At 70.0% G+C, this 20393-nt stretch carries 18 protein-coding genes; 5 read left to right on the plus strand and 13 right to left on the minus strand.

The window, feature by feature from the left end; all coding sequences use genetic code 11:
- Positions 1-7: 7 nt before the first annotated feature.
- The 6 genes from GA0116996_RS10465 to gtdA form a co-directional block, all read right to left on the minus strand.
- Positions 8-1384 carry a serine hydrolase domain-containing protein gene (locus GA0116996_RS10465; protein WP_092310380.1) on the minus strand — a complete coding sequence of 459 codons (1377 nt, stop codon included), beginning with the start codon at positions 1382-1384 and terminating at the stop codon, positions 8-10.
- Positions 1385-1558: 174 nt separating this feature from the next.
- The gene (locus GA0116996_RS10470; RefSeq protein WP_092310383.1) at positions 1559-2899 is read right to left on the minus strand and encodes an MFS transporter; all 1341 of its coding nucleotides are present in this window, start codon (positions 2897-2899) and stop codon (positions 1559-1561) included.
- Between the two features lie 138 nt (positions 2900-3037).
- A complete protein-coding gene (locus GA0116996_RS10475; RefSeq protein ID WP_092310386.1) occupies positions 3038-4264 on the minus strand; it encodes a 3-hydroxybenzoate 6-monooxygenase in 1227 nt (408 codons plus the stop codon).
- Positions 4265-4323: 59 nt separating this feature from the next.
- Positions 4324-4965, minus strand: a complete 642-nt coding sequence (gene maiA / locus GA0116996_RS10480) for a maleylacetoacetate isomerase (RefSeq protein ID WP_092310389.1) — start codon at positions 4963-4965, stop codon at positions 4324-4326.
- An 18-nt stretch (positions 4966-4983) separates the two neighbouring features.
- Positions 4984-5682: a fumarylacetoacetate hydrolase family protein gene (locus GA0116996_RS10485; RefSeq protein ID WP_092310392.1), complete on the minus strand. Its 699-nt coding sequence runs from the start codon at positions 5680-5682 to the stop codon at positions 4984-4986.
- Positions 5683-5775: 93 nt separating this feature from the next.
- Positions 5776-6822, minus strand: a complete 1047-nt coding sequence (gene gtdA / locus GA0116996_RS10490; protein ID WP_092310395.1) for a gentisate 1,2-dioxygenase — start codon at positions 6820-6822, stop codon at positions 5776-5778.
- A 156-nt stretch (positions 6823-6978) separates the two neighbouring features.
- On the opposite strand from gtdA, the gene GA0116996_RS10495 reads away from it, so the two are divergent.
- Both GA0116996_RS10495 and GA0116996_RS10500 read left to right on the plus strand, forming a co-directional pair.
- Entirely contained in the window at positions 6979-7917 is a 939-nt protein-coding gene (locus GA0116996_RS10495; RefSeq protein WP_092310398.1) for a LysR family transcriptional regulator, read from the plus strand.
- A 42-nt stretch (positions 7918-7959) separates the two neighbouring features.
- Complete coding sequence (locus GA0116996_RS10500; RefSeq protein ID WP_092310401.1) at positions 7960-8865, plus strand: YihY/virulence factor BrkB family protein; 906 nt, start codon at positions 7960-7962, stop codon at positions 8863-8865.
- Positions 8866-8890: 25 nt separating this feature from the next.
- Here the strand turns inward: GA0116996_RS10500 and GA0116996_RS10505 are convergent, their stop codons facing one another.
- From GA0116996_RS10505 to GA0116996_RS10520, 4 genes are read right to left on the minus strand one after another with little or no spacing between them, the layout of a single operon-like run.
- Complete coding sequence (locus tag GA0116996_RS10505; protein WP_092310404.1) at positions 8891-9844, minus strand: CobW family GTP-binding protein; 954 nt, start codon at positions 9842-9844, stop codon at positions 8891-8893.
- Positions 9841-11496, minus strand: a complete 1656-nt coding sequence (locus tag GA0116996_RS10510; RefSeq protein WP_092310407.1) for an amidohydrolase — start codon at positions 11494-11496, stop codon at positions 9841-9843. The genes GA0116996_RS10505 and GA0116996_RS10510 overlap by 4 nt, the downstream gene beginning before the upstream one ends.
- A gap of 21 nt (positions 11497-11517) precedes the next feature.
- Positions 11518-12900: a sodium:solute symporter family protein gene (locus GA0116996_RS10515; protein WP_092310410.1), complete on the minus strand. Its 1383-nt coding sequence runs from the start codon at positions 12898-12900 to the stop codon at positions 11518-11520.
- A 15-nt stretch (positions 12901-12915) separates the two neighbouring features.
- The gene (locus GA0116996_RS10520) at positions 12916-13122 is read right to left on the minus strand and encodes a DUF3311 domain-containing protein (protein WP_092310413.1); all 207 of its coding nucleotides are present in this window, start codon (positions 13120-13122) and stop codon (positions 12916-12918) included.
- Positions 13123-13266: 144 nt separating this feature from the next.
- On the opposite strand from GA0116996_RS10520, the gene GA0116996_RS10525 reads away from it, so the two are divergent.
- Positions 13267-14202: a LysR family transcriptional regulator gene (locus tag GA0116996_RS10525; RefSeq protein WP_092311210.1), complete on the plus strand. Its 936-nt coding sequence runs from the start codon at positions 13267-13269 to the stop codon at positions 14200-14202.
- A 47-nt stretch (positions 14203-14249) separates the two neighbouring features.
- Complete coding sequence (locus GA0116996_RS10530) at positions 14250-15287, plus strand: LacI family DNA-binding transcriptional regulator (protein WP_092310416.1); 1038 nt, start codon at positions 14250-14252, stop codon at positions 15285-15287.
- On the opposite strand, the gene GA0116996_RS10535 is transcribed toward GA0116996_RS10530, so the two are convergent.
- Genes GA0116996_RS10535 through GA0116996_RS10545 form a run of 3 tightly spaced genes read right to left on the minus strand, consistent with a single transcriptional unit; the run spans position 15284 to position 18811 of the window.
- The gene (locus tag GA0116996_RS10535; protein WP_092311213.1) at positions 15284-15991 is read right to left on the minus strand and encodes a sulfite exporter TauE/SafE family protein; all 708 of its coding nucleotides are present in this window, start codon (positions 15989-15991) and stop codon (positions 15284-15286) included. The genes GA0116996_RS10530 and GA0116996_RS10535 overlap by 4 nt on opposite strands.
- A gap of 2 nt (positions 15992-15993) precedes the next feature.
- Positions 15994-17442 carry an amidohydrolase family protein gene (locus GA0116996_RS10540; RefSeq protein WP_092310419.1) on the minus strand — a complete coding sequence of 483 codons (1449 nt, stop codon included), beginning with the start codon at positions 17440-17442 and terminating at the stop codon, positions 15994-15996.
- A gap of 19 nt (positions 17443-17461) precedes the next feature.
- Complete coding sequence (locus GA0116996_RS10545; protein ID WP_092310422.1) at positions 17462-18811, minus strand: uracil-xanthine permease family protein; 1350 nt, start codon at positions 18809-18811, stop codon at positions 17462-17464.
- 303 nt (positions 18812-19114) lie between these two features.
- Between GA0116996_RS10545 and sorA the strand changes: the two genes are divergently transcribed.
- Positions 19115-20386: a SorA family sulfite dehydrogenase catalytic subunit gene (gene sorA, locus GA0116996_RS10550; protein ID WP_092310425.1), complete on the plus strand. Its 1272-nt coding sequence runs from the start codon at positions 19115-19117 to the stop codon at positions 20384-20386.
- Positions 20387-20393: the final 7 nt, after the last annotated feature.

The following is a 20393-nucleotide window of genomic DNA, read 5'->3' on the forward strand; positions in this document are numbered from 1 at the left end:
GCGGGCTTCAGCGGCTGGCCGCGCCGACGATGGCGTGCGCCGCGGCCACCATGGCCTCGGCGGATTCCAGCGCGCGCGCCGGGTCGTCGCGCTTGCGCACGGCGGCGGCGCTGGTCGCGCGCGCGGCGCCGTCGGGGCTGGCGGAGAACTTCACCACGGTCAGCCCCCTGGCGGGATTGATGTAGAGCTTCTGGCCGAAGCGGCCGCTGGCCTCGATGCTGCCGTCGCCGTCGTTGCGCTGGAACCAGTAGTTGCGATAGCCGTAGCCGTCGCGGCCCGCGGTGGTGTTGCCGCGCGCGAAGCGGGCCTGGTTGCCTGCGGGCTGCAGCGCGATCCGCACCGCCTGCGGTGAAATGCCGAGCGTGGCATCGCCGGCCGCGGCGCGGCGTACGGTCTCGGCAAAGCGGGCGGCATCGCGCAGCGTCGAGTTCATGCCGCCGCTGGCCATTTCCGTGCCCTGGCGGTCCACCTGGGTGTAGGCGTCGTCGTCGGCAAAGCGCGACCACAGCCGCTCGGTGACGAGGTCCGCCCAGCGCTTGCCGGTGATGCGGCGCAGCGCCCACGCCACCGCTTCCGGCGAGCCGTTCTGGTAGTACCACACGCCGCCGTCCGGGCCCTCGCCGGCGGTGCCGGTGGCGTGCACGACCTTGAGGAAGTCATAGATGGTGTCGGGCGCATCGGCCTTGCGCGGCACGATGCCCACCGCGCCGAACAGCCCAAGGTCAGGCGGCAGTGCCTGCGGATAGCCTACCGGCACCTCCATGTCCAGGTTCTGCTGCACCGTGGCCTCGCCGAATGGATTACCGGCCAGTTCGGGCACATACTGCGCCAGCCTGGCCTGCGGATCGAGCTTGCCCTCTTCGACCAGCATCGCCGCCAGCAGCCCGGTCAGGGACTTGGTCATCGACGCCCAGATATGCGGCTGGTGCGGGCCGAAGCCGGCAAGGTAGCGCTCGTACACGATCCGGCCCTGGTGCAAAACGATAAAGCCATCGGTGTGGGTGTCGCGCAGGTAGTCCGCCACCCGCACGGTCTGGCCCGCGACGGTAAAGCTGACCGCGTCCAGCTCCGCGGCCGACTGGCCCGGCAGCGCCAGCGGCTGGCTCGCATGCCGGATGCCGACGGTGGGCGACATCTCGCGCGCGTGCCGGAAGGCCCATCGCATATAAGGCGGACGCAGGCCGGTGCCGCGACTGACCTGTCGGTCCGGCGACGGCGGGAAACCCTGCATGACTTCGCTCTCGGCCACCGCCGCGAGCTGGCCTGCGCCCTGCGCCAGCGCCACGCCGGCCGGCACCGCCATCAATGCCAGCAGCGGCGCCACCCGCCACCACCCCCGACTGCGCCGGAACCCCGTCCCGCGCGACTTCGCTTGTACCTGCATGCTGTCTCCATGGCCGTCGAGGCGGCTGCACCGTCCGCGCGCCGCCTTCTGTGATGCGTTGCCAGCCTGCCGGGGCAGGCCGCGTGCGCCATGTTGCAGGCCTGCGGCCATGGCCACAATCCTCTGTTCGGAATAGAGCCATAACCCTTGGGAATGTCGGCGCAGCAGCCGCCTTCAGACCGCCAGGCGCGCTTGCGGCCGCTCCCGCCTGACCAGGCCCAGCGAAAACATCGACAGCCCGGCAAGCAGTGCCGGCACGCCGATCCACGCGAACAACGCCGGCATGCCCAGGCCCATCGACAGCATGGTCGCGCCGCCGACCGAGCCCACCACCGAGCCCATCCGGCCCACGCCATTGGCCCAGCTGACGCCGGTGGCGCGGCAGTCGGTCGGATAGAAGCTGGCCGACAGCGCATTGGCGCCCACCTGCGAGCCCGAGATGCAGAAGCCCGCGACAAAGACCGCCACGCCCGCAGCCACCGGCTCGGCGGCAACGCTGCCCACCGCGGCGATGCCCAGCGCCGCCAGCGCATAGCTGGTGGCCAGCACATGGTGCGGATTGAACCGGTCCATCAACCATCCCAGCGCGATCGCGCCGACCGTGCCGCCCACCTGGAACATGGTCGTCACCAGCGCCGCGGTGCGCAGCGAATGGCCGGTGCCGCGCAGCAGCGTCGGCAGCCAGCTCGACAGCAGGTAGATCACCAGCAGGCTCATGAAGAACGTCAGCCAGAACAGCAGCGTGCCGCGCAGCAGCGCCGGCCGGAACAGGTGCCGCACCGGCGAGCTGGTGGCACGCTGCTCGCTGACGGCGAAGCTGGCGCCGCGCAGGTCTTCATGCGGCGCGATCTTGCGCAGCGTGGCGACGATGCGCTCGCGCGACTTGCCCGTCATCACCAGGTAACGTACCGATTCCGGCAGCAGCCACACCAGCGCCACCGCCAGCACCAGCGGCAGCACGCCGCCGGCGACCAGCACCGAACGCCAGCCGAAGGCGTCGATCAGCCCGGCCGAGGCCAGGCCGCCGAGCGCCGAGCCCAGCGTGAAGCCGCAGAACATGGTGGTGACCAGGAACGAGCGCCGCTTCTCCGGGCAGAACTCCGAGGTCAGCGTGATGGCATTGGGCATGGCCCCGCCCAGCCCGAGGCCGGTGACAAAGCGCAGCAGCACCAGCGTCCACAGGTCCGGCGACCACGCCGACGCCAGGCTGGCCGCGCCGAAGCACAGCACGGAAAGCACCAGCACCCCCTTGCGGCCGAACCGGTCCGCCAGCGGGCCGAACAGGAAGGCGCCGGCCATCAGGCCGCCCAGTCCCGCGCCGAACAGCGGCGCCAGCTGTGCCGGCGTCAGCTGCCATTCGGCGCGGATGGCGGGCGCGATAAAGCCGATCGCGGCGGTGTCGAAGCCGTCGACGGCGACGATCAGGAAGCAAAGTACGACGATGGTCACCTGGAACGCCGACAGCGGCTGGCGGTCGATGAACGCGGTGACGTTGAGCGGTTGGCTGGCAGGCATGGTGTCTCCTCCTGGTTGCCAGGTTTAGGGCGAGAGAGGGCCGGCGGCTTCATCGGCCGCAGCTCGCTGTCAGGGCTTGCAACGCGAGGTTTACATCGCGAGGGTTTTCAGCGCGGAAAGAACGCTGCGTTCAGTGCTCTACAGCCAGGGCGTGGCGCTCAGGCACTTGTCGGCGCGCCAGCCATGCAGCCATTGCAGCGCGTCGTAGAACTGCGCCTGCGTGCGGCCGGTCCACAGGCTGTTGCGCACCAGGCGGTCGACACCCCGGGCGTGGTAGACGCGGCCCATGTCGCGCGCGGCATAGAGCACGCGCGCGGTGCGCGGGATGCGGGCCTGCTCGTACAGCCTGAAGGCCGCGGCGTAGTCACCATCGGCAGCCTGCACCGCGGCGCCCAGCGTGACCGCGTCTTCCAGCGCCTGGCAGGCGCCCTGCGCCACGTACTGGGTCATCGGGTGCGCGGCATCGCCGAGCAGGGTGGCGCGGCCGAAGCTCCAGCGCTCGACCGGGTCGCGGTCGGCGGTGGCCCAGCGCTTCCATGAGGTCGGGCGGTCCAGCATCTGGTGCGGCAGCGGGTGGATGCCCTCGAAGTACGACAGCACTTCTTCCTTGCTGCCCTCGCGCACGCCCCAGGTTTCCGTTTCGCGGCTGTGGAAGGTCACCACCAGGTTGTACTGCTGGCCGCCGCGCAGCGGGTAGTGCACCAGGTGGCAGTGCGGGCCGGCCCACACCACCGGCGCGTTGACCTGCAGGTCCTGCGGCATATTGGCCACGTCGACCACGGCGCGGTAGACCACGTGCCCGGTCACGCGCGGCTCGTCGCCGATCAGCGCCTGGCGGATCGCGGACTTGACGCCGTCGCAGCCGATCACCGCATCGCCGCGGTGGTGCTCGCCATGCTGGTCGATCACGGTCACGCCGTGCTGGTCCTGCAGCAGCTGCTCCACGCGCGTGCTGGTGCGCATCGTGATCAGCGGATGGTCCTGCACGGCCTCCAGGATCGAGAGGTGGATATCGACGCGGTGGATCACGCCATAGGGATTGCCGAAACGCTCGCGATACGCCGGCCCGACATCGACTTGCGCGATCACGCTGGTGTCAACGGCATCGCGCAGGCTGAGGAAGTCGGTAAAGACCGTGCGGCCGCGCGCGGCCTCGCCCACGCCCAGCGCGTCGAGCGCGGCAAAGGCATTGGCGGCCAGCTGGATGCCGGCGCCGATCTCGCCGATCTGCTCGGCCTGCTCCAGCAGTTCGACGCGGATGCCCTGGCGCGCCAGCGCCAGCGCCGCGGCCAGGCCGCCGATGCCGCCGCCGATGATCAGGACCTTGCCGGTGGCATTGTGGGTCTCGTTTTGGGTGCTGCTCATGTCTGTCTCCTGGCCTGCGCCGCTAGCGTCAGGCGGTGCTTAGGGGTGCTTAGCGGTGCTTAGGCGTTGTAGTCTGGCTGGCGCGTGGGCGCGGCCTGGGCGAAGGCGGGATGGGCACTGGCATGGGCGAAGACGGCCATCGCGCGCGGGTAGCGATCCAGCTCGCAACCCATGCGCAGCGCATTGGCCACCTGCGGCACCAGCGCGACATCGGCCAGCGTGGGTGCATTGCCGAAGCACCACTTGCCATGGCCATGGCGCGCCAGCAGCCGCTCGACGCCGGCCATGCCTTCGTCGATCCAGTGGCGGTACCAGGCGTCCTTCTGCTCCGGCGTGAGCTTCAGCGTGTCCTGCAGGTAGCGCAGCACGCGCAGGTTGTTGACGGGATGGATGTCGCAGCCGACCAGCATCGACAGCTCCAGCACGCGCGCGCGCTGCTCCGGATCCGGGGGCAGCAGGCGCGGCTCGGGATGGCGCGCGTCCAGGTAGTCGATGATCGCGAACGACTGCCCCAGCGTGAAATCGCCATCGACCAGCGCGGGCACGGACGCGGACGGGTTGATGCCGTCGACGTATTCCGCATGCCGATGCTGCCCGGTGCGGATATTGACGCCCAGGTAGTCGTACGGCAGACCCTTGAGGGCCAGCGCGATGCGCACGCGGTACGACGTCGAACTGTTGAAGAAGCTGTAGAGCTGCATGGTTCGGCTTGCCTGGGTTCAGACCACGCGCACGGCCAGTTCGCCCAGGCCGTCGACGCCCGTGACCATGGTGTCGCCGGCCTTGACCGGGCCCACGCCCTCGGGCGTGCCGGTGAAGATGACATCGCCCGGTTCCAGGCGGAAGAACTGCGACAGGTAGGCCACGGTCTCGGCAACCGACCAGATCAGGTGCGCCACAGTGCTGCGCTGTTTGGTTTCGCCGTTGACGGTCAGCCAGAGGGCGGCCTGCTGCGGATGGCCGATGTCGCTGGCGCGATGGATCGGGCCGACCGGCGCCGAGGCGTCGAAGGCCTTGCCGATTTCCCACGGGCGGCCCATTTCGCGCATCTTCATCTGCAGGTCGCGGCGGGTCATGTCGAGGCCGACGGCGTAGCCCCACACGTGTTCGAGCGCCTGCCCGACCGGGATATCCGAGCCGCCCTTGCCGATCACGGCGACCAGTTCGGCCTCGTAGTGGTAGTTCTGCGTCTGCGCGGGGTACGGCAGCTCGAGCGTGGTGCCGGCCTGCACCGGGACAATGGCGTCCGCTGGCTTGCAGAAGAAGAACGGCGGCTCGCGCTCGGGATCGAAGCCCATTTCGCGGGCGTGCGCGGCGTAGTTGCGGCCGACGCAGTAGACGCGGCGCACGGCGAACCGGTCATCGCTGCCGGCAACGGGGATGGCAACGGTGGCGGGGGGCGTGAAGACGTAGGACATGGTCAAGGTTTCCAGGGATCTGTCAGGTGAGCGCCGGCCCGGCGGTGCCGGCCGGCACCGCGCGCGGCGGCTGTTGTCAGGGGTTGGCGGGGCTCAGGTGCGCGCTTCGCGCAGCAGGTTCAGCGCGGACAGCACCGGCCGGTCGGAATAGCTGAACAGCACCGCGTCTTCCAGCGCGCCGAGCTGCACCGGCGCCCACGACGGCGCCACGAACACGTCGCGCGGCTCGAACTGGAACTGCGCATCGCCAATGCGCACCGTGCCGCGCCCTTCCACCACGCTGTACACGGTGGCGTCGGTGCTGCGATAGGTCTTGCCCTGGAACCCCGCCGGCAGGTACTGCATGAAGGTGGCGATGGTCGGCATCGGCCAGCCGCCGGTGGCCGGGTTGACGTAGCGCAGCTTGACGCCGTCCCAGGGATCGAGCTCGCCGTTGCGGTAGAGCTGGTCCAGCGCCTCGCGCGACCGCGCGTACGGGTAGCTGAAGACCGGCGAAGTGGGATCGGTCACGCGGTGCCGCACCGGCACCATGTTGTGGCCGAAGCGGGCAAAGCTGTCGCCTTCGGCGCGGGTCACGGGCTGCTGCGCCTCGGGGTAGTTCTCGGCAAAGCCGGCGTCGAACTGCTGCACCAGCGGGATGTCGAGGCCGTCCAGCCACACCACCGGCTCGCCGCCCTCCTCGACCGAAGGGTTGCCATGGTCATGCCAGGTCCACGACGGCGTGATGATGAAATCGCCGGGATGCATGGTGGCACGTTCGCCATTGACGGCGGTCCACGCGCCCTTGCCTTCGACGATAAAGCGCAGCGCCGACTGCGTATGGCGGTGGCTGGGCGCGATCTCGCCCGGCAGGATCAGCTGCAGGCCCGCATACAGCGTGGAAGTGATGCTGGACTTGCCGGGGATGCCGGGATTCTCCAGCACCAGCACGCGGCGCACCGCCTCCTCGGCGCTGATGACGCCGCCGGCCTGCATCACCAGCGGGCGGATCTGCGCGTATTTCCAGATCGCGGGAACGATCCGCGGCCGCGGCTGCGGCGGCACCAGGGCGTGCAGCGACTCCCACAGCGGGGTCATGTGGCTGCGGCCGATTTCTTCGTAGTAGGCCACGCGGGCCGGGTCTGGGGTGTGCTCGGACATGCTGTCTCCGTAACTTGGTGCAAGGCGTTTCGAGAGCGCTTTGTGCGGGTGCCTGTTTGCTGCGCACCGTCTGTGTTGTCGTTATACGCCCCGCCCTATAAGATCTGAAATGAAGTTTTCATCTTATCGATACGATTCACCGTATAGGTCACGCCCATGGATTGGACCCAGAGACTGCGCCTGCGCAACCTGCAGATGCTGCTGAGCCTGGCCGAGACCGGCAACATGAGCCAGTCCGCCGCCATGCTGAACACCACCCAGCCCGGGCTTTCCAAGTGGCTGAAGGACCTCGAGGACGACATCGGCCTGCCGCTGTTCGAGCGCCAGGCGCGCGGCCTGCGGCCCACGCCCTACGGCGAGTCGCTGATCGAGCACGCGCGCCGGATCGAAGCCCAGCTCGATACCGCCCGCGACGACCTGCAGGCCATGCGCGACGGCGGCAGCGGCATCGTGGTGGTGGGCACCTCGGGCGCGTCGGCGGCGGACACCGTGCCGCTGGCCGCGCTGCAGCTGATGCAGCGCATGCCCCGCGCCAGCGTGCGGCTGCAGGAAACCACCATGGACCGGCTCATGACCCAGCTCGCGCGCAGCGAGCTGGATATCGTGGTGGGCCGCTCGGCGCCGGAACTGCAGGACGCGCAGCTGCGCACCGAATCGCTCTACATGGAGCCGATCCACTTCGTCGCCCGGCCGCGGCACCCGCTGGTGCAGGGCGGCAAGGTGGCGTGGGACGACCTGTACCGCCACCGCTGGGTGGTATGGCCGCGCGGCACGCCGATCCGCAATGCCCTGGAGGGCGCGCTCGCCAGCGCCGGGCGCGCGCTGCCGGCGGACTGCGTGGAGAGCAATTCCACCGTGCTGAACCTGACCCTGTTCAACAACAGCGACATGGTCGGGCTGGCCTCGCACCGCACCGCGCGCCGGCTGGAAGAACTGGGCGCGCTGCGCATCGTGCCGCTGCGGCTGGCGGGGTTCGGCTCGGTGTCGATGTACTGGCGCGCGGATGGCGAGTCGCGCGCGGCGGTGGCGGCGATGCTGGACTGCCTGAGGGCGGCGGCGGGCGTGGCCCAGGCGCCTGCTGCCAACCCCGCCTAACGCGCAGCATAATCTCGTCAACCGCCACTTCCGGTGCCCGCCATGCACCTTGCCCACGCCCGCCTCAGCGACCTGCTGCGCCATCCGCTGCGCTTTGCCGGGCACACGCTGCGCCAGTTCCGCGCCAACCAGGGCCTGCTGCTGGCCGGCGCGGTCGCCTACTACGCGCTGCTGTCGATCGTGCCGCTGCTGATCCTGATGGTGATCGCGCTGTCGCACGTGATCGAGCCCGAGCTGCTGCTGTCGACGCTGGCGCGCTATCTCGAGTGGATCGTGCCCGGCCAGGCGCGGGCCCTGGTCACCGAGCTGGCCGGCTTCCTGCGCAACCGCGGCACCATCGGCTGGGTGCTGCTGGGCACCATGCTGTTCTTCAGTTCGCTCGCCTTCACCGTGCTGGAGAACGCCATGTCAGTCATCTTCGAGCACCGCGTGGCGATCCGGCGCCGCCATTTCCTGGTCTCGGCGCTGCTGCCCTATTGCTATATCGCCGTGCTCAGCATCGGCCTGCTGCTGGTCACCGTGGTCTCCGGCGCGCTGCTGGCGATCGGCGAACGGCACGTCGAGGTGCTGGGCCGCGACTGGTCGCTGGATCGCCTCTCCACCGGCCTGCTCTACCTGCTCGGCTTTATCGGCGAGGTGCTGATGCTGACCTCGATCTACCTGGTGATGCCGGTCGGCCGGCTCTCGCTGCGCCACGCGCTTACCGGCGCGGTGATCGCCGCGGTGCTGTGGGAGATCTCGCGCCACGTGCTGGTGTGGTACTTCACCAGCCTGTCGCAGGTCGGACGGGTCTATGGCTCGCTGACCACGGCGATCGTGGTGCTGCTGAGTCTGGAAATCGCGGCGACGCTGCTGCTGCTCGGCGCGCAAGTGATCGCGGAATTCGAGCGCGGCGCCTGGCACAAGCTGCCGGGGCGCGCCGGCCGGACGGAGGAATTTCATACCTGAGCCGAAGGCGTCGGCCACGCGCGGCTCAGGCCAGCGCCGCTTCCATGCAGGCACGCAGGCGCGCTTCCGCCTGCGCGTCGAAGGCACCGATGAAGACCAGCGCCGAGTGCTGGAAGCCTGCGCTTTGCGCCGGCCGCAGCCGCATCCGGCCAGCGACGAGGTGGACCTCGTGCAGCCGTGGGTCGGCGTCGAGCCGGACCAGTCCCTTGGCACGCAACAGCCGCACCGGCACGGTCGCCAGCGCCTGCCGCAGGCGCGCCTTGTCGAAGCTGCGGGGGGTCTGGTAGGCCATGCTGCGGATGCCGGCATGACCGCCATCCACCCCGCCGCGCTGCCAGCCCGATCCATTCAGCAGCGCCGCGCTGCCGGGCGCGGGCAGCACGCCTGCATCGAGAAACACTGACAGCGGCAGCTCACCCGAGCGCGCCGTCAGCACGGTGGCGTGCGGCGCCAGGCCGGCTGCCGTGGCCCCGGCGCGCGCCACGGCTTCGGCCCCGGCCCGGTCGGCCTTGGTCAGCGCCACCACCGACGCGCCCATGACTTGCCGCCGCACCATGTCGCCGACCAGCGGATCGCGCAGGCTGTCGTGCACGCCGGTCGCGTCCACCGCGACCAGCACCGCATTGAGCCGGAACGCCGGGTCCAGCAGCCCGACCTGCGCGATTCGCTGCGGGTCGGAGACACCGCTGGCCTCGATCACCAGCAGCTCCGGCCGCTGCGCGCGCCCGGCGATGGCCACCAGCGCCTCGGCCAGCCGGCCGCCGATCGAGCAGCAGATGCAGCCGTTCTCCAGCTCGATCACGTCGTCGCTGCGCGCGCGCACCAGCGCGGCGTCGATATTGACCGAGCCGAAATCATTGACCAGCACCGCGATGCGGCACCCCTGCGCGGTGGCGAGCAGGCGGTTGAGCAAGGTGGTCTTGCCGGCGCCAAGGTAGCCGCCCACCACCACCAGCGCAATCGGCGCGCGCGCGTTCATCGTGCCGGCGCCGGGAATACGCGCCCGCCCAGCACCGTGCCCCAGACGCGCACGTCCTTCAGGCTTGCGGGCGCCATCGCGGTGGGGTCGTCCTCCAGCACGGCGAAGTCGGCCAGCTTGCCGGGCGCGATGCTGCCGATGCGGTGCTCCAGCTTCAGCGTATAGGCCGCGCCCATGGTGATGGCATAGAGCGCGTCGGCCAGCGTCAGCCGTTCGGCTTCGCCCAGCACGCGTCCGGAAGCGGTCTGGCGTTGCATTGCGCACCATGCCGTGAACAGCGGATTCAGCGGCGTGATCGGGGCATCGGAATGGATCGCGAACGGAATACCCAGCCGCCGCGCCGTGCCGGCCGGGTTCATGCGCGCGGCCCGCGCCGGCCCCACGGTCTGCTCGACGTGCGCGTCGCCCCAGTAGTACAGGTGGTTCGAGAAGAAGTTGATGCACAGGCCCAGCCGCGCGGCGCGCGCCAGCTGCGCGGCGTCGGCCAGCTGGCAATGCTGCAGCGTATGGCGATGGTCTGCGCGTGGGTGGCGCGACAACATCGCTTCCAGCACGTCCAGCACCACTTCGGTGGCCTCGTCGCCATTGGTGTGGATATGCAGCGGCAGGCCGGCCAGGTGGAACGGCGTGAAGGCATCGAGCAACTGCTGCGGCGGGATCAGCCACAGGCCGTCAGGCTGGCCGCCGGCATAGCCCGGTGCGCGCAGGCGCGCGGTAAAGCCCTGGATCGAGCCGTCGACGATGAACTTGACCGGGCCGAAGTGCAGCTTGTCGGTGCCCGCGGCCGCGGCCGCCTGCACGCGCGCCGGGCCGCCCTGCGCATTGCGCTGCGGTGAAAACGCGGGAACGATGCGCAGCGGGAAATCCGCTTCGGCCGTGACCGCGCGCAGCGTCTCCAGCCCCTTGGGCGAGAGGTCGTTGACCAGGTCGGTGGCCGTGGTCACCCCCGCCAGGTGCGCCACGCGGCCGAAGCGGCGCACCGCCTCGCCGTTCTCGGCGGCGGCCAGCGACAAGGCGCTGCCCAGCACGCGCTGGACCGGGAACATCGCCGCGAACTCCTGCAGTTCGCCGGTGGGCTGGCCCTGCGCGTCCTTGTGCACGCCGTCGATATCGGTGTCCGCATCGATGCCGGCCTGCGCCAGCATCGCCGAATTCACGTTCATCAGGTGCACGCTGGCATGCATCACCACGATCGGGCGCGTTGCCGACACGCGGTCCAGCTCGCGCACCGACAGCCGGCTGGCGCCGAAGTAGATCGGGTCGAACCCCCACGCCAGCAGCGGCGCATCGGCGTCGCGCAGCTGGCTGGCGGCGCTGGCGAGGCGATCGATTACCTGCTCCAGCGTGCGCAGGCCGCGCCAAAGCCGGCCATCCGGATCGCGGCGGTCGAAGTAGCCAACGTAGACCGCTTCCCACATCGCGCCCTCCATCAGGTGGCAGTGGCCCTCGACCAGCCCCGGCATCAGCACCTTGTCGCGCAAGGTGTCGAGCTGCGCTGCGTCCGGCCAGGCAGCCATGTCGGCGGGGCCGCCGACGGCAAGGATCTCGCCGTCGCGCACCGCGACGTGGGTGGCTTCGGGCCGGTCCGCCTCCATCGTCAGGATCTTGCGCGCGACAAGGATCTGCGTGCGCGCGGTGTCGTATGGTGTCATCGATTGAACAGGTTCAGGTCTTCAGGCCGCCGGCACGCGGTCCAGGCGGGGGGCGTAGTGCACCAGCGCGGTCACCAGCAGGTTCACGCCCAGGCTGATCAGGCCGAGGTTGAAGCCGCCGAAGTCGGCCTGCTGCACGTACAAGGTGATCGCCAGCAACTGGCCGGTGACGATGCTCAGCGCAATCGCCAGCGGCCGCACCTTGAGCGAGAACAGGATCACCATCACGCCGGGGAAAAACTGCGTCACGCCGTAGTAGGTGGTGTTGATCAGCGTCAGCATCAGGTTGGGCGTGGCCAGCGTCATCGCGATCGACAGCACCAGGTAGATCACGATCACCACCTTGGCGCCCTGCTTCTGGCGCGGCTCGGGCAGGCCCGGCAGCAGGTTGCGCGTGACGATGGGGCCGATCGCCAGGCAGATGCCAGCCAGCACCAGCAGGCCCGACAGCGCCGCGCCCGCCGCCACCAGGCCCAGCAGCCAGCCCGGCAGCAGCCGCACCGCCGCGGCGAAGAAGGCCTCGTTGGGCGACGCCAGCTGCAGGTTCTGGCTGATGGCGTAGTACGACGCCAGCACCAGAAACGGGTACATCAGCATGTACAGCGGCATCGCCACCTGCGTGCGCCGGATGGTGTCGGCGCTCTTGGCCGTAAAGAAGTTCTGCACCGCGAACGGCATCACGTAGAAGCCCAGCGCCTGGAACAGCATGGTGCTCATCGAGAAGCGCAGCTGGGTCTCGCTCATGTGGTTGCTGACCTGCAGGCTGGCGGCGTGGAACACGTCGCCCACGCCCGCCTTCCAGCCCACCGCAACGCCGGTGGCGACGATCGCCACCACCATCAGGATGTCCTTGAGGATGGCGATATAGGCCGAGGCGCGCACGCCGGAAATGGCGATGTAGGTGAAGGCCAGCGCCGCGGAAATCATCACCAGGTACATCGGGTCGAAGTCCCAGCCCAGCCCCTTGAGCGCCGCCACCAGCCCGGTGAACTGCAGCTGGCCCCACGGCAGCAGGAACAGGATCGACGAACCCGCCACGATCAGCTCCAGCGCGCGGTTGCCGTAGTGGCCCTTGAACAGGTCCGGCAGCGTGATCGCGTTGTAGCGCGCGCCGGCCTGCCAGATCTTCGGGCCCAGGAAGTAGCCGAGCGGATAGGCCAGCAGGATATAGCCGAGGAACCACACGCCGTAGGTCGGCCCCTTGGCATAGATGCCGCCGGGAAAGCCCACCATGGTGCCGATGCTGTAGATCTCGCCGGCGGCCAGGAAGAACACCAGGAACGCGCCGAACTGCCGCGACGCGACGAAGAAGTCATGCATGCTCTGCGCGCCGTGGCCCTTGCCGGAGCGGATGGCGAGGTAGAGCGAGTACACGATGAAGCCGAGGAATACCGCTGTGGTCATGGCCGGCTCCTCGCGTCAGGCTTCGGAGGCCGCGTCGGCGCCGTGGCGGTCGAACAGCAGCCAGCACGCCAGCATGCAGCCCGAGGTCAGCACGAACCACGCGAAGATCCACGCGTAGATGAAGGGCACGCCGAGCACGAAGCGCTCCACCGATGCCACCCACGGCAGCATCCCGATCACGCCGATATACGGCAGGCCTAGGCCGATCAACAGCTTGAGCATCTTTGTCTCCGATGTCCGATGGACGTGGTTGCGGTCTCCCGGGCGGGCCCCGCTTTTTTGTTCCGCTCATCATAGGAAGCGCCAGGGTATGATTCAAATGCAAATGTTGAACCGCTCCCATAACCAAAGCGCATGGTTTTCCGCATGGACACCCAGAAACTTCTGCATCTGCTCGCGGTGGTCGAACACGGCACCTTCTCCGAGGCGGCCCGCGCCGTGCACCTGACCCAGCCGGCGCTGAGCCGCAGCATCCGCGCGCTCGAAGACGAGCTGAAGGCGCCGCTGTTCGACCGCGGCGCGCGACGCGCCACGCTGACCGTGTTCGGCGAGCTGGTGGCCGAGCGCGCGCGCCGCATGCGCCTGGAAGAACGCCAGCTGCGGCGCGACCTGGAACTGCTGCGCGGCGGCGAGGAAGGCTCGCTCGCGATCGGCGTGGCGCCGGCGCCGGCGGCGCTGTTGCTGACGCCGTTCCTGATCCACATGGCGCAGGCCCACCCGCGCATCAAGGTGCGCACCGAGACCGGTGCGACCAGCGCCTTGCTCGAGGCCCTGCGCAACGAGACCATCGACGCCATCGTCGGCGACGCCTACGTGCTGCGCGCGGCCGACGACGTCGACGTGGAGCCGCTCGGAGAACTGCGCGCGGGGCTGGTCTGCCGCGCCGGGCACCCGATCCTGCGCAAGCGCCGCATCGATATCGACACCGTCCGCGCTTACCCCGTCGCCACCACCACGCTGAGCACCGTGGTCAGCCGGCAGCTGGCGGAACTGTGGGGGCCGGACGCCGCGCCGGAGCGGCTCTTCACCCTGCATTGCGACAACCTCGACATGCTGCGCAGCGTGACCCTGGCGAGCGATACGCTGTTGTTCGGCGTGCTCTCGATCACGCGGCAGGAGCGCGCCGCCGGGCTGATGGCCGAAGTGCCGATGCCGCCCGATGCGCGCCGCTGCGGGCGCTACGGCATGGCGCGCATGGCGGCGCGCTCGCTGTCGCCGGCGCTGGAGGTGCTGTACCGGTTCACGCGCGAGCACTGGAAGGCGCTGTCGTCCGAAGCCGGCGGCGGCAACCGGCGCCGCTGAGCAGCCGCTGCGGTATGCTCCCTCCTGAGCCATCGCCCTTGTCCCGCATGACCGAAGCCACGCCCGACCGCCCCCGCCGCATCACCATCCACGACGTTGCCCGCGCCGCCGGGGTCTCGCTGACCACGGTGTCGCACGCGCTCAACGACCGCGGCGTGCTGGACCCGGCCACGCGCGCGCGCGTCAAGCGCGTCGCCGCGGAGCTGGGCTACCGGCCCAGCGTGCGGGCGCAGCGACTGCAGTCGGGCCGTGCCAACTGCATCGCGCTGCTGTCGTCGATGCCGTTCGCGGTGGCGGGCGGCACCTCGCGCCTGGGCTTCATGATGGAGGTGGCGGCGATCGCGGCCGAGGCGGCCATGGGGCGCGGGCTGGGCGTGGTGCTGGTGCCGCCGCTGGAAGGCGCCGGCGGCCTGCTCGATACGCTCGATATCGACGGTGCCATCGTGATCGAGCCGATCGCCGGCGACCCGCATATCGCGCGGCTGCGCGAGCGCGGCGTCAGCATCGTATCGATCGGGCGCGAGCCGCTGACCGAAACCCCGGTGCCGTGCGTCGACCTGCAATCGGCCGAGACCGCGCGCCTGCTGCTGGCGCACCTGCACGGCCACGGGCGGCGGCAGATCGGCCTGATGATCGGCGCGGCGCCGCGGCAGTCGTATGTGGAAACGGAACGCGCCTACCGCGAGTTCACGCAGGCGCTGGGGCTGCCCTGCCATGTCGTCAAGGCAGCCGAGGAACACGGCGAGGCCGCGGGCGCTGACGCCTGCGCGCAGCTGCTGGCGAAGATGCCGGGGCTGGATGCGCTGTGCGCGCCGGTCGATGCCTTCGCAGTCGGCGCCATGGCGCACCTGCAAGGGCTGGGCAGGCGCGTGCCCGACGACGTGCTGGTGGTGACGCGCTACGACGGCATCCGCGCGCGCAGCGCGCAGCCGCCGCTGACCGCGGTCAACCTGCACCTGGAGCGGGTGGCGTCGCTGGCGGTGGAACTGCTGTTCGCGCACCTGTCGGGCGAGCGCAGCCGCAGCGTGATTGCCGGCCCCGCGCCCGAACTGGTGGTGCGGGCCTCGTCGACGCCGAACGCCTAGCCGCGCAGCAGCACCACGGCGCCGGACACCAGCGCGAACACCAGCACGCCGATGCGCAGCATGCGCTGGTTGATGCGCTTGTGCACCAGGTGGCTGGCGACCATGCCGACGCCCAGCACCGGCAGCAGCCCCACGGCATAGAACACCTGCTCCATGCCGAGCCGGCCGCCCAGCGCCAGCACCACCAGCGAGATCACCTCGCCCACCAGGAAGCACAGCGCCACGGTGGCGCGCAGCGTCGCCACCGGCGCGTGCTGGTAGGCCAGCGCCAGCGGCGGGCCGCCGACGCCGGTGGCGGTCTCGGTGACGCCGGTGATCAGGCCGGTGGAAGCAAAGGTCAGCCGCCCCGGCGTAAATGCCGGCGCCAGCAACGACACCACCGCCGCGGCGATGGTGCTGCCGCCGACCAGCGCGTTGAGCCACGCCATCGGCATCGCCACCAGCACCCACAGGCCGCCGAAGGTGCCGGCCACCCGTCCGGCGCTGATCCAGCCGGCGCCGCGCATGTCGATGGCATGGCGCTCGCGCCAGGCCACGTAGGCGTTGAGCGGCAGCATCGCCAGCAACAGCGCGCCGGGCAGCATCGCCGGCGCGGCCAGCGCCAGCACCGGCACCACGATCAGCGCAAAGCCCATGCCGGTGGCGCCCTGGATCAGCGCGCCGGTAAAGACCGCCACGCCGACGCTGAACAAGGTCATGTCCATGCTCATGCGGCCTCCGTGCCGGCATGGCGGGCGCGGTGCACGTCCGCGGCGTCATGCAGCTTGCGGATCGGCGCGCCGGCGACGGTGTGCTCGGCCATGGCATGGATGTCGCGCATCAGCGCGCGCGCGTCCCAGTCGGTGGGCCAGCCCTGCCACAGGCGCAGGCTGCCGTCGACAAAGACCGCGCGGATCTGGTCGCGGTTGGCCAGGCGCACCAGCTCCCAGGTCAGGTCCCACGACGGCGTCAGTTCCGGCACGTCGAGGTCTACCAGCAGGAAGTCGGCGCGCTTGCCGGCGGCGATCTCGCCGGTGAGCGCACCCAGGCCGGCGACGTCGGCCGCGTCGTGCGTGGCCATGTCGACCCAGCGCCAGCCCGCGCCGCAGGACGAATCGCCCACGCCGATGCCGAAGGCGAAGCGCTGCGCGGCCTCGGCATAGTCGAGCAGGCGGAAGCCGTCGCTGCGGGTGCCGTCGGTGCCCAGGCCCAGGCGCACGCCGAAGGTGGCCATGGTCTCGGCCGGGGCCACGGCGTTGCCCTTCCAGGCGCTGGCCACGGGATTGTAGGCGACCGCGGCGCCGCTGTCGGCCAGCAGCCGGATTTCCTGCGGCGTCACCAGCGTGGCATGCGCGAGCAAGGCCGCCGGGCCGAGCGCGCCGATCGCGGCGAGATGCTCGATCGGCCGGCGCCCGCAGGCGTTGAGCGAGCGCTCCACCGCCACCAGGTGCTCGTTGGCATGGGTCTGGAAGATGCGGCCGGACTCGGCGCACAGCTGGTAGACGTGATGCAGCATCGCGTCCGAGGCCACCTCGGGGATCGAGATCGCCAGCGACGGCGCCACCAGCGCATCGCCGGCGTAGCGGTCCAGGTGCGCGGCGGCGCGGCGCAGGATGGGCGCGGCGTCTAGCGTTTCGGCACCGGGCTTGTCGTTGCAGATCAGCCCCAGCACGCAGCGCACGCCGGCATCGCTGACCGCGCGCGCCACCGCGTCGAGCCCGGCCTCGCTGCGCGTGCCGGCATCGACCACGGTGGTGAAGCCGCCGCGCAGCGCTTCCAACGCCGCCAGCTTGGAAGACAGGTACAGGTGCTCGGCCTTCAGGCTGCCCTCGAGCGGCACCCACACGCGCCGGAAGATCTCCGACGGCTCGCCGAACACCAGCGACTTGCCGAACGATTGGGTCAGGTGGTGGTGGGTGTCGATCATGCCCGGCATCAGCAGCATGCGCGGCAGCGGCAGGGTCTCCAGTTCGGGGAAGCGCGCGCAGACGTCCGCGGCGGGGCCGACGGCGGTAAAGCGGCCGCCCTCCACCACCACCGCGTGGCCGCGTACCGCGCCCTGGCGCAGCAGCGTCCATTCCGGCAGCAGGATGCGCGGGCGCTCGAAGCTGTCCGGCGCCAGGGGCGGGTTGATGTCGCCGGGCCAGGCCGGCGTCGAGTCGTAAGGTTGCGTCATTGCAATGCAGGAAGCGGGGTCAGTGCGTGGCGGCGGCATCATCGCGCGCGATGGCGCTTGCGGCCGCGGTGCGCAGGCCCGTGTGGAAAAACAGGAAGTTGAGCAGTGCCGCGGTGATGGCGCCCATCGCCACGCCATTGCCCACCAGGATGCGCAGGTTGGACGGCAGGCCGCCATAGATGCCGGGCACCAGGATCGGCAGCAGGCCCACGGCCAGTGCCACGGCCACCACGTACATGTTGGCGTGGTCGCGCAGGTCTACCTTGCGCAGCATGTCGATGCCCATGGTGCCGACGATGCAGAACACCACCAGGCCGGTGCCGCCGACCACCGCTTCGGGGATCGCGCTGATCAGCGCCGACACCGGCACCAGCAGGCCGAACGCCACCAGGATCGCGCCCGACATCGCCGTGACGAAGCGCGAACGCACGCCGGTGGCACGCACGATGCCGATGTTCTCGCCGCTGGTGATGATCAGCGAGGTGCCGAACATCCCGCCCAGCAGCGAGGTCAGCGCATCGGCGCGGATGGTGCGCGGCACGTCGCGCTGCTGGTCCACCGGCCGGCCCACGGCGTCGCTGATCGCCAGGGTCTGCCCGGTGGCCTCCACCATCGAGATCACGGCAAACACCATCAGCGGGATCGCGGCCGCCACGTCGAAGGTCGACCAGCCGAACGGGAACGGCGTGGGCAGCGCCAGCACCGGCGACATCGACACCTGGCCGAGGTGGAACGCGCCGGTCAGCCCCGCCACCACCGCGCCGCCCAGCAGTCCGAGCAGGATCGCCAGCTGCGCCAGCATGCCGCTCAGCCAGCGCGACGCCGCCACGGTGCAGGCAATGGTGGCAAAGGCCAGCAGCAGGTTGAGCGGATCCACCGCGCTGCCCGCGGCGGGATGGCCGGCCACCAGCTTGCCCGACACCTGCGCCAGGTTGATCGCCACCAGCAGCAGCATGGTGCCCACCACCACCGGCGGGAAGTACCGCAGGCAGCGCCGGAACACCGGCAGCACCAGGAAGTAGAACACCCCGGTCAGGATCACCGCGCCGGCAGCGGTCTGCACGTCAGTCTGCTGCGCGATCAGGATAAACAGCACGATCGGCGCGCCGCCGGGCAGCATCACGAACGGCAGGCGCGCGCCGATGCCGCGCTTGCCCAGCGACTGCAGCAGCGTGCCCAGGCCGCAGATCACAAAGGTGGCGCTGAGCAGCTGCACCGCCAGCGCGGGCGGGAAGTTCAGCGCCTTGCTCATCAGGAAGACCGACGCGATCGGCGACGCGGCCATGACCAGTACGTGTTGAAGCCCGAAGACGAACAGGCGCCGCCATGGCAGCCGTTCATCCACCGGCGCGGGGACGGGGTGGGACATGCTTTTGCTCCTCGTTTGGTGTGTCGGGCGTTATGCCGGTGGCCAATCGGCCACTGGCTGCGTCTGTGCGCAGTTCGCCGCAGATATTATCGATTTCCGCTAACAAAAACGTTTTGGTAAGTGTAGGGAAACCCAAATTGCGATGCAAGAGGTTTTGCAGGGGCCGCGGCCGTGGTCTTCCCCTATATCGAATAAATCGATAACGGCTAGTGGGAAAACCCGTTTCACAACTTGAAGAGGCGGCGTCAAAGTACCCGCCACAGCGCCTTGCGCGCCACAACACGCCCCGAAGGAGACGCCCCCATGCGAGACAAGAACCGTCCGGCGCAATCCGCCGACCACGACCGGCCACTACCAGCCCGGCGCCGCCTGGTGCAGGGTGCCGGCCTGCTGGCGCTGGGCGCCTCGCCGCTCGGCGCGCTGGCCGCCCAGGCTGCGCGCGCGGCCGACGGCGTCACGCTGGCCGACGGCCCGCGTCCACTGGTGCGCTATCCCGGCAAGCGCCCGCTGGTGCGCGTCCACACCCGTCCGCCGCACCTGGAGACGCCTTTCTCCGCGTTCAATGAAGGGCCGATCACCGCCAACGACGCCTTCTTCGTGCGCTACCACCTGGCCAACATGCCGCTGTCGGTGGATCTCGCCACCTATCGCCTGAGCGTCGGCGGCCACGTCGGCAAGCCGCTGCAGCTGTCGCTCGATGAACTGAAGCGGCTGGCCGAACCGGTGCACGTCGTCGCCGTGAACCAGTGCTCGGGCAACAGCCGCGGCTTCTCCGAGCCGCGCGTGTTCGGCGCGCAGCTGGCCAACGGCGCCATGGGCAATGCGCGCTGGACCGGCGTGCCGCTGCGCAAGGTGCTTGAGCATGCGGGCGTCAAGGCCGGCGCCAAGGTGGTGACCTTCAACGGCATGGACACGCCGGTGCTGCCGAGCACGCCAGACTTCCGCAAGTCGCTCGATATCGCCCACGCCATGAACGGCGAGCCGCTGCTGGCCTGGGGCATGAACGGTGAAGACCTGCCGCTGCTCAACGGCTACCCGCTCAAGCTGGTGGTGCCGGGCTACTTCGGCACCTACTGGATCAAGCACCTGCACGAGATCGAGGTACTGGACCACCCGTTCGAAGGCCATGATGCGTTCTTCATGACCAAGGGCTACCGCGTGCCGGACAACGATTGCCAGTGCGTGGCCCCCGGCACGCCGGCGGCGAAGACGCGGCCGATCTCGACGCTGGCCGTGCGCAGCTTCATCACCAGTGTCGAAAGCGGCGGCAGGCTGCCGGCCGGCCGCGCCGTCGAACTGAAGGGCATGGCCTTCGACGGCGGCTCCGGCATCCGCGCGGTCGAGGTTTCCGTCGACGGCGGACAGAACTGGCAGGCCGCGCAGCTGGGCGAAGACCTGGGCCGGTTCTCCTTCCGCGCGTGGCACCTGCCGGTGAAGTTCGCGCTCAAGGGCCCGGCGGTGCTGATGGTGCGCGCCACCAGCAACAACGGCGAGACCCAGCCCACCAGGGCCAACTGGAATCCCGCCGGCTATCGCCGCAATGTCATCGAAGCCACGCCGGTCACCATCGCCTGAGGAAAGC

Origin of the sequence: Cupriavidus alkaliphilus (assembly GCF_900094595.1) — a bacterium.
GTDB classification, from domain to species: Bacteria; Pseudomonadota; Gammaproteobacteria; order Burkholderiales; family Burkholderiaceae; genus Cupriavidus; species Cupriavidus alkaliphilus.

Excerpts from the sequence above, each read along its gene's own strand:
- GA0116996_RS10465 (WP_092310380.1), bottom strand. The coding sequence starts at position 1,384 with ATGCAGGTACAAGCGAAGTCGCGCGGGACGGGGTTCCGGCGCAGTCGG.
- GA0116996_RS10470 (WP_092310383.1), bottom strand. The coding sequence starts at position 2,899 with ATGCCTGCCAGCCAACCGCTCAACGTCACCGCGTTCATCGACCGCCAG.
- GA0116996_RS10475 (WP_092310386.1), bottom strand. The coding sequence starts at position 4,264 with ATGAGCAGCACCCAAAACGAGACCCACAATGCCACCGGCAAGGTCCTG.
- maiA (WP_092310389.1), bottom strand. The coding sequence starts at position 4,965 with ATGCAGCTCTACAGCTTCTTCAACAGTTCGACGTCGTACCGCGTGCGC.
- GA0116996_RS10485 (WP_092310392.1), bottom strand. The coding sequence starts at position 5,682 with ATGTCCTACGTCTTCACGCCCCCCGCCACCGTTGCCATCCCCGTTGCC.
- gtdA (WP_092310395.1), bottom strand. The coding sequence starts at position 6,822 with ATGTCCGAGCACACCCCAGACCCGGCCCGCGTGGCCTACTACGAAGAA.
- GA0116996_RS10495 (WP_092310398.1), top strand. The coding sequence starts at position 6,979 with ATGGATTGGACCCAGAGACTGCGCCTGCGCAACCTGCAGATGCTGCTG.
- GA0116996_RS10500 (WP_092310401.1), top strand. The coding sequence starts at position 7,960 with ATGCACCTTGCCCACGCCCGCCTCAGCGACCTGCTGCGCCATCCGCTG.
- GA0116996_RS10505 (WP_092310404.1), bottom strand. The coding sequence starts at position 9,844 with ATGAACGCGCGCGCGCCGATTGCGCTGGTGGTGGTGGGCGGCTACCTT.
- GA0116996_RS10510 (WP_092310407.1), bottom strand. The coding sequence starts at position 11,496 with ATGACACCATACGACACCGCGCGCACGCAGATCCTTGTCGCGCGCAAG.
- GA0116996_RS10515 (WP_092310410.1), bottom strand. The coding sequence starts at position 12,900 with ATGACCACAGCGGTATTCCTCGGCTTCATCGTGTACTCGCTCTACCTC.
- GA0116996_RS10520 (WP_092310413.1), bottom strand. The coding sequence starts at position 13,122 with ATGCTCAAGCTGTTGATCGGCCTAGGCCTGCCGTATATCGGCGTGATC.
- GA0116996_RS10525 (WP_092311210.1), top strand. The coding sequence starts at position 13,267 with ATGGACACCCAGAAACTTCTGCATCTGCTCGCGGTGGTCGAACACGGC.
- GA0116996_RS10530 (WP_092310416.1), top strand. The coding sequence starts at position 14,250 with ATGACCGAAGCCACGCCCGACCGCCCCCGCCGCATCACCATCCACGAC.
- GA0116996_RS10535 (WP_092311213.1), bottom strand. The coding sequence starts at position 15,991 with ATGGACATGACCTTGTTCAGCGTCGGCGTGGCGGTCTTTACCGGCGCG.
- GA0116996_RS10540 (WP_092310419.1), bottom strand. The coding sequence starts at position 17,442 with ATGACGCAACCTTACGACTCGACGCCGGCCTGGCCCGGCGACATCAAC.
- GA0116996_RS10545 (WP_092310422.1), bottom strand. The coding sequence starts at position 18,811 with ATGTCCCACCCCGTCCCCGCGCCGGTGGATGAACGGCTGCCATGGCGG.
- sorA (WP_092310425.1), top strand. The coding sequence starts at position 19,115 with ATGCGAGACAAGAACCGTCCGGCGCAATCCGCCGACCACGACCGGCCA.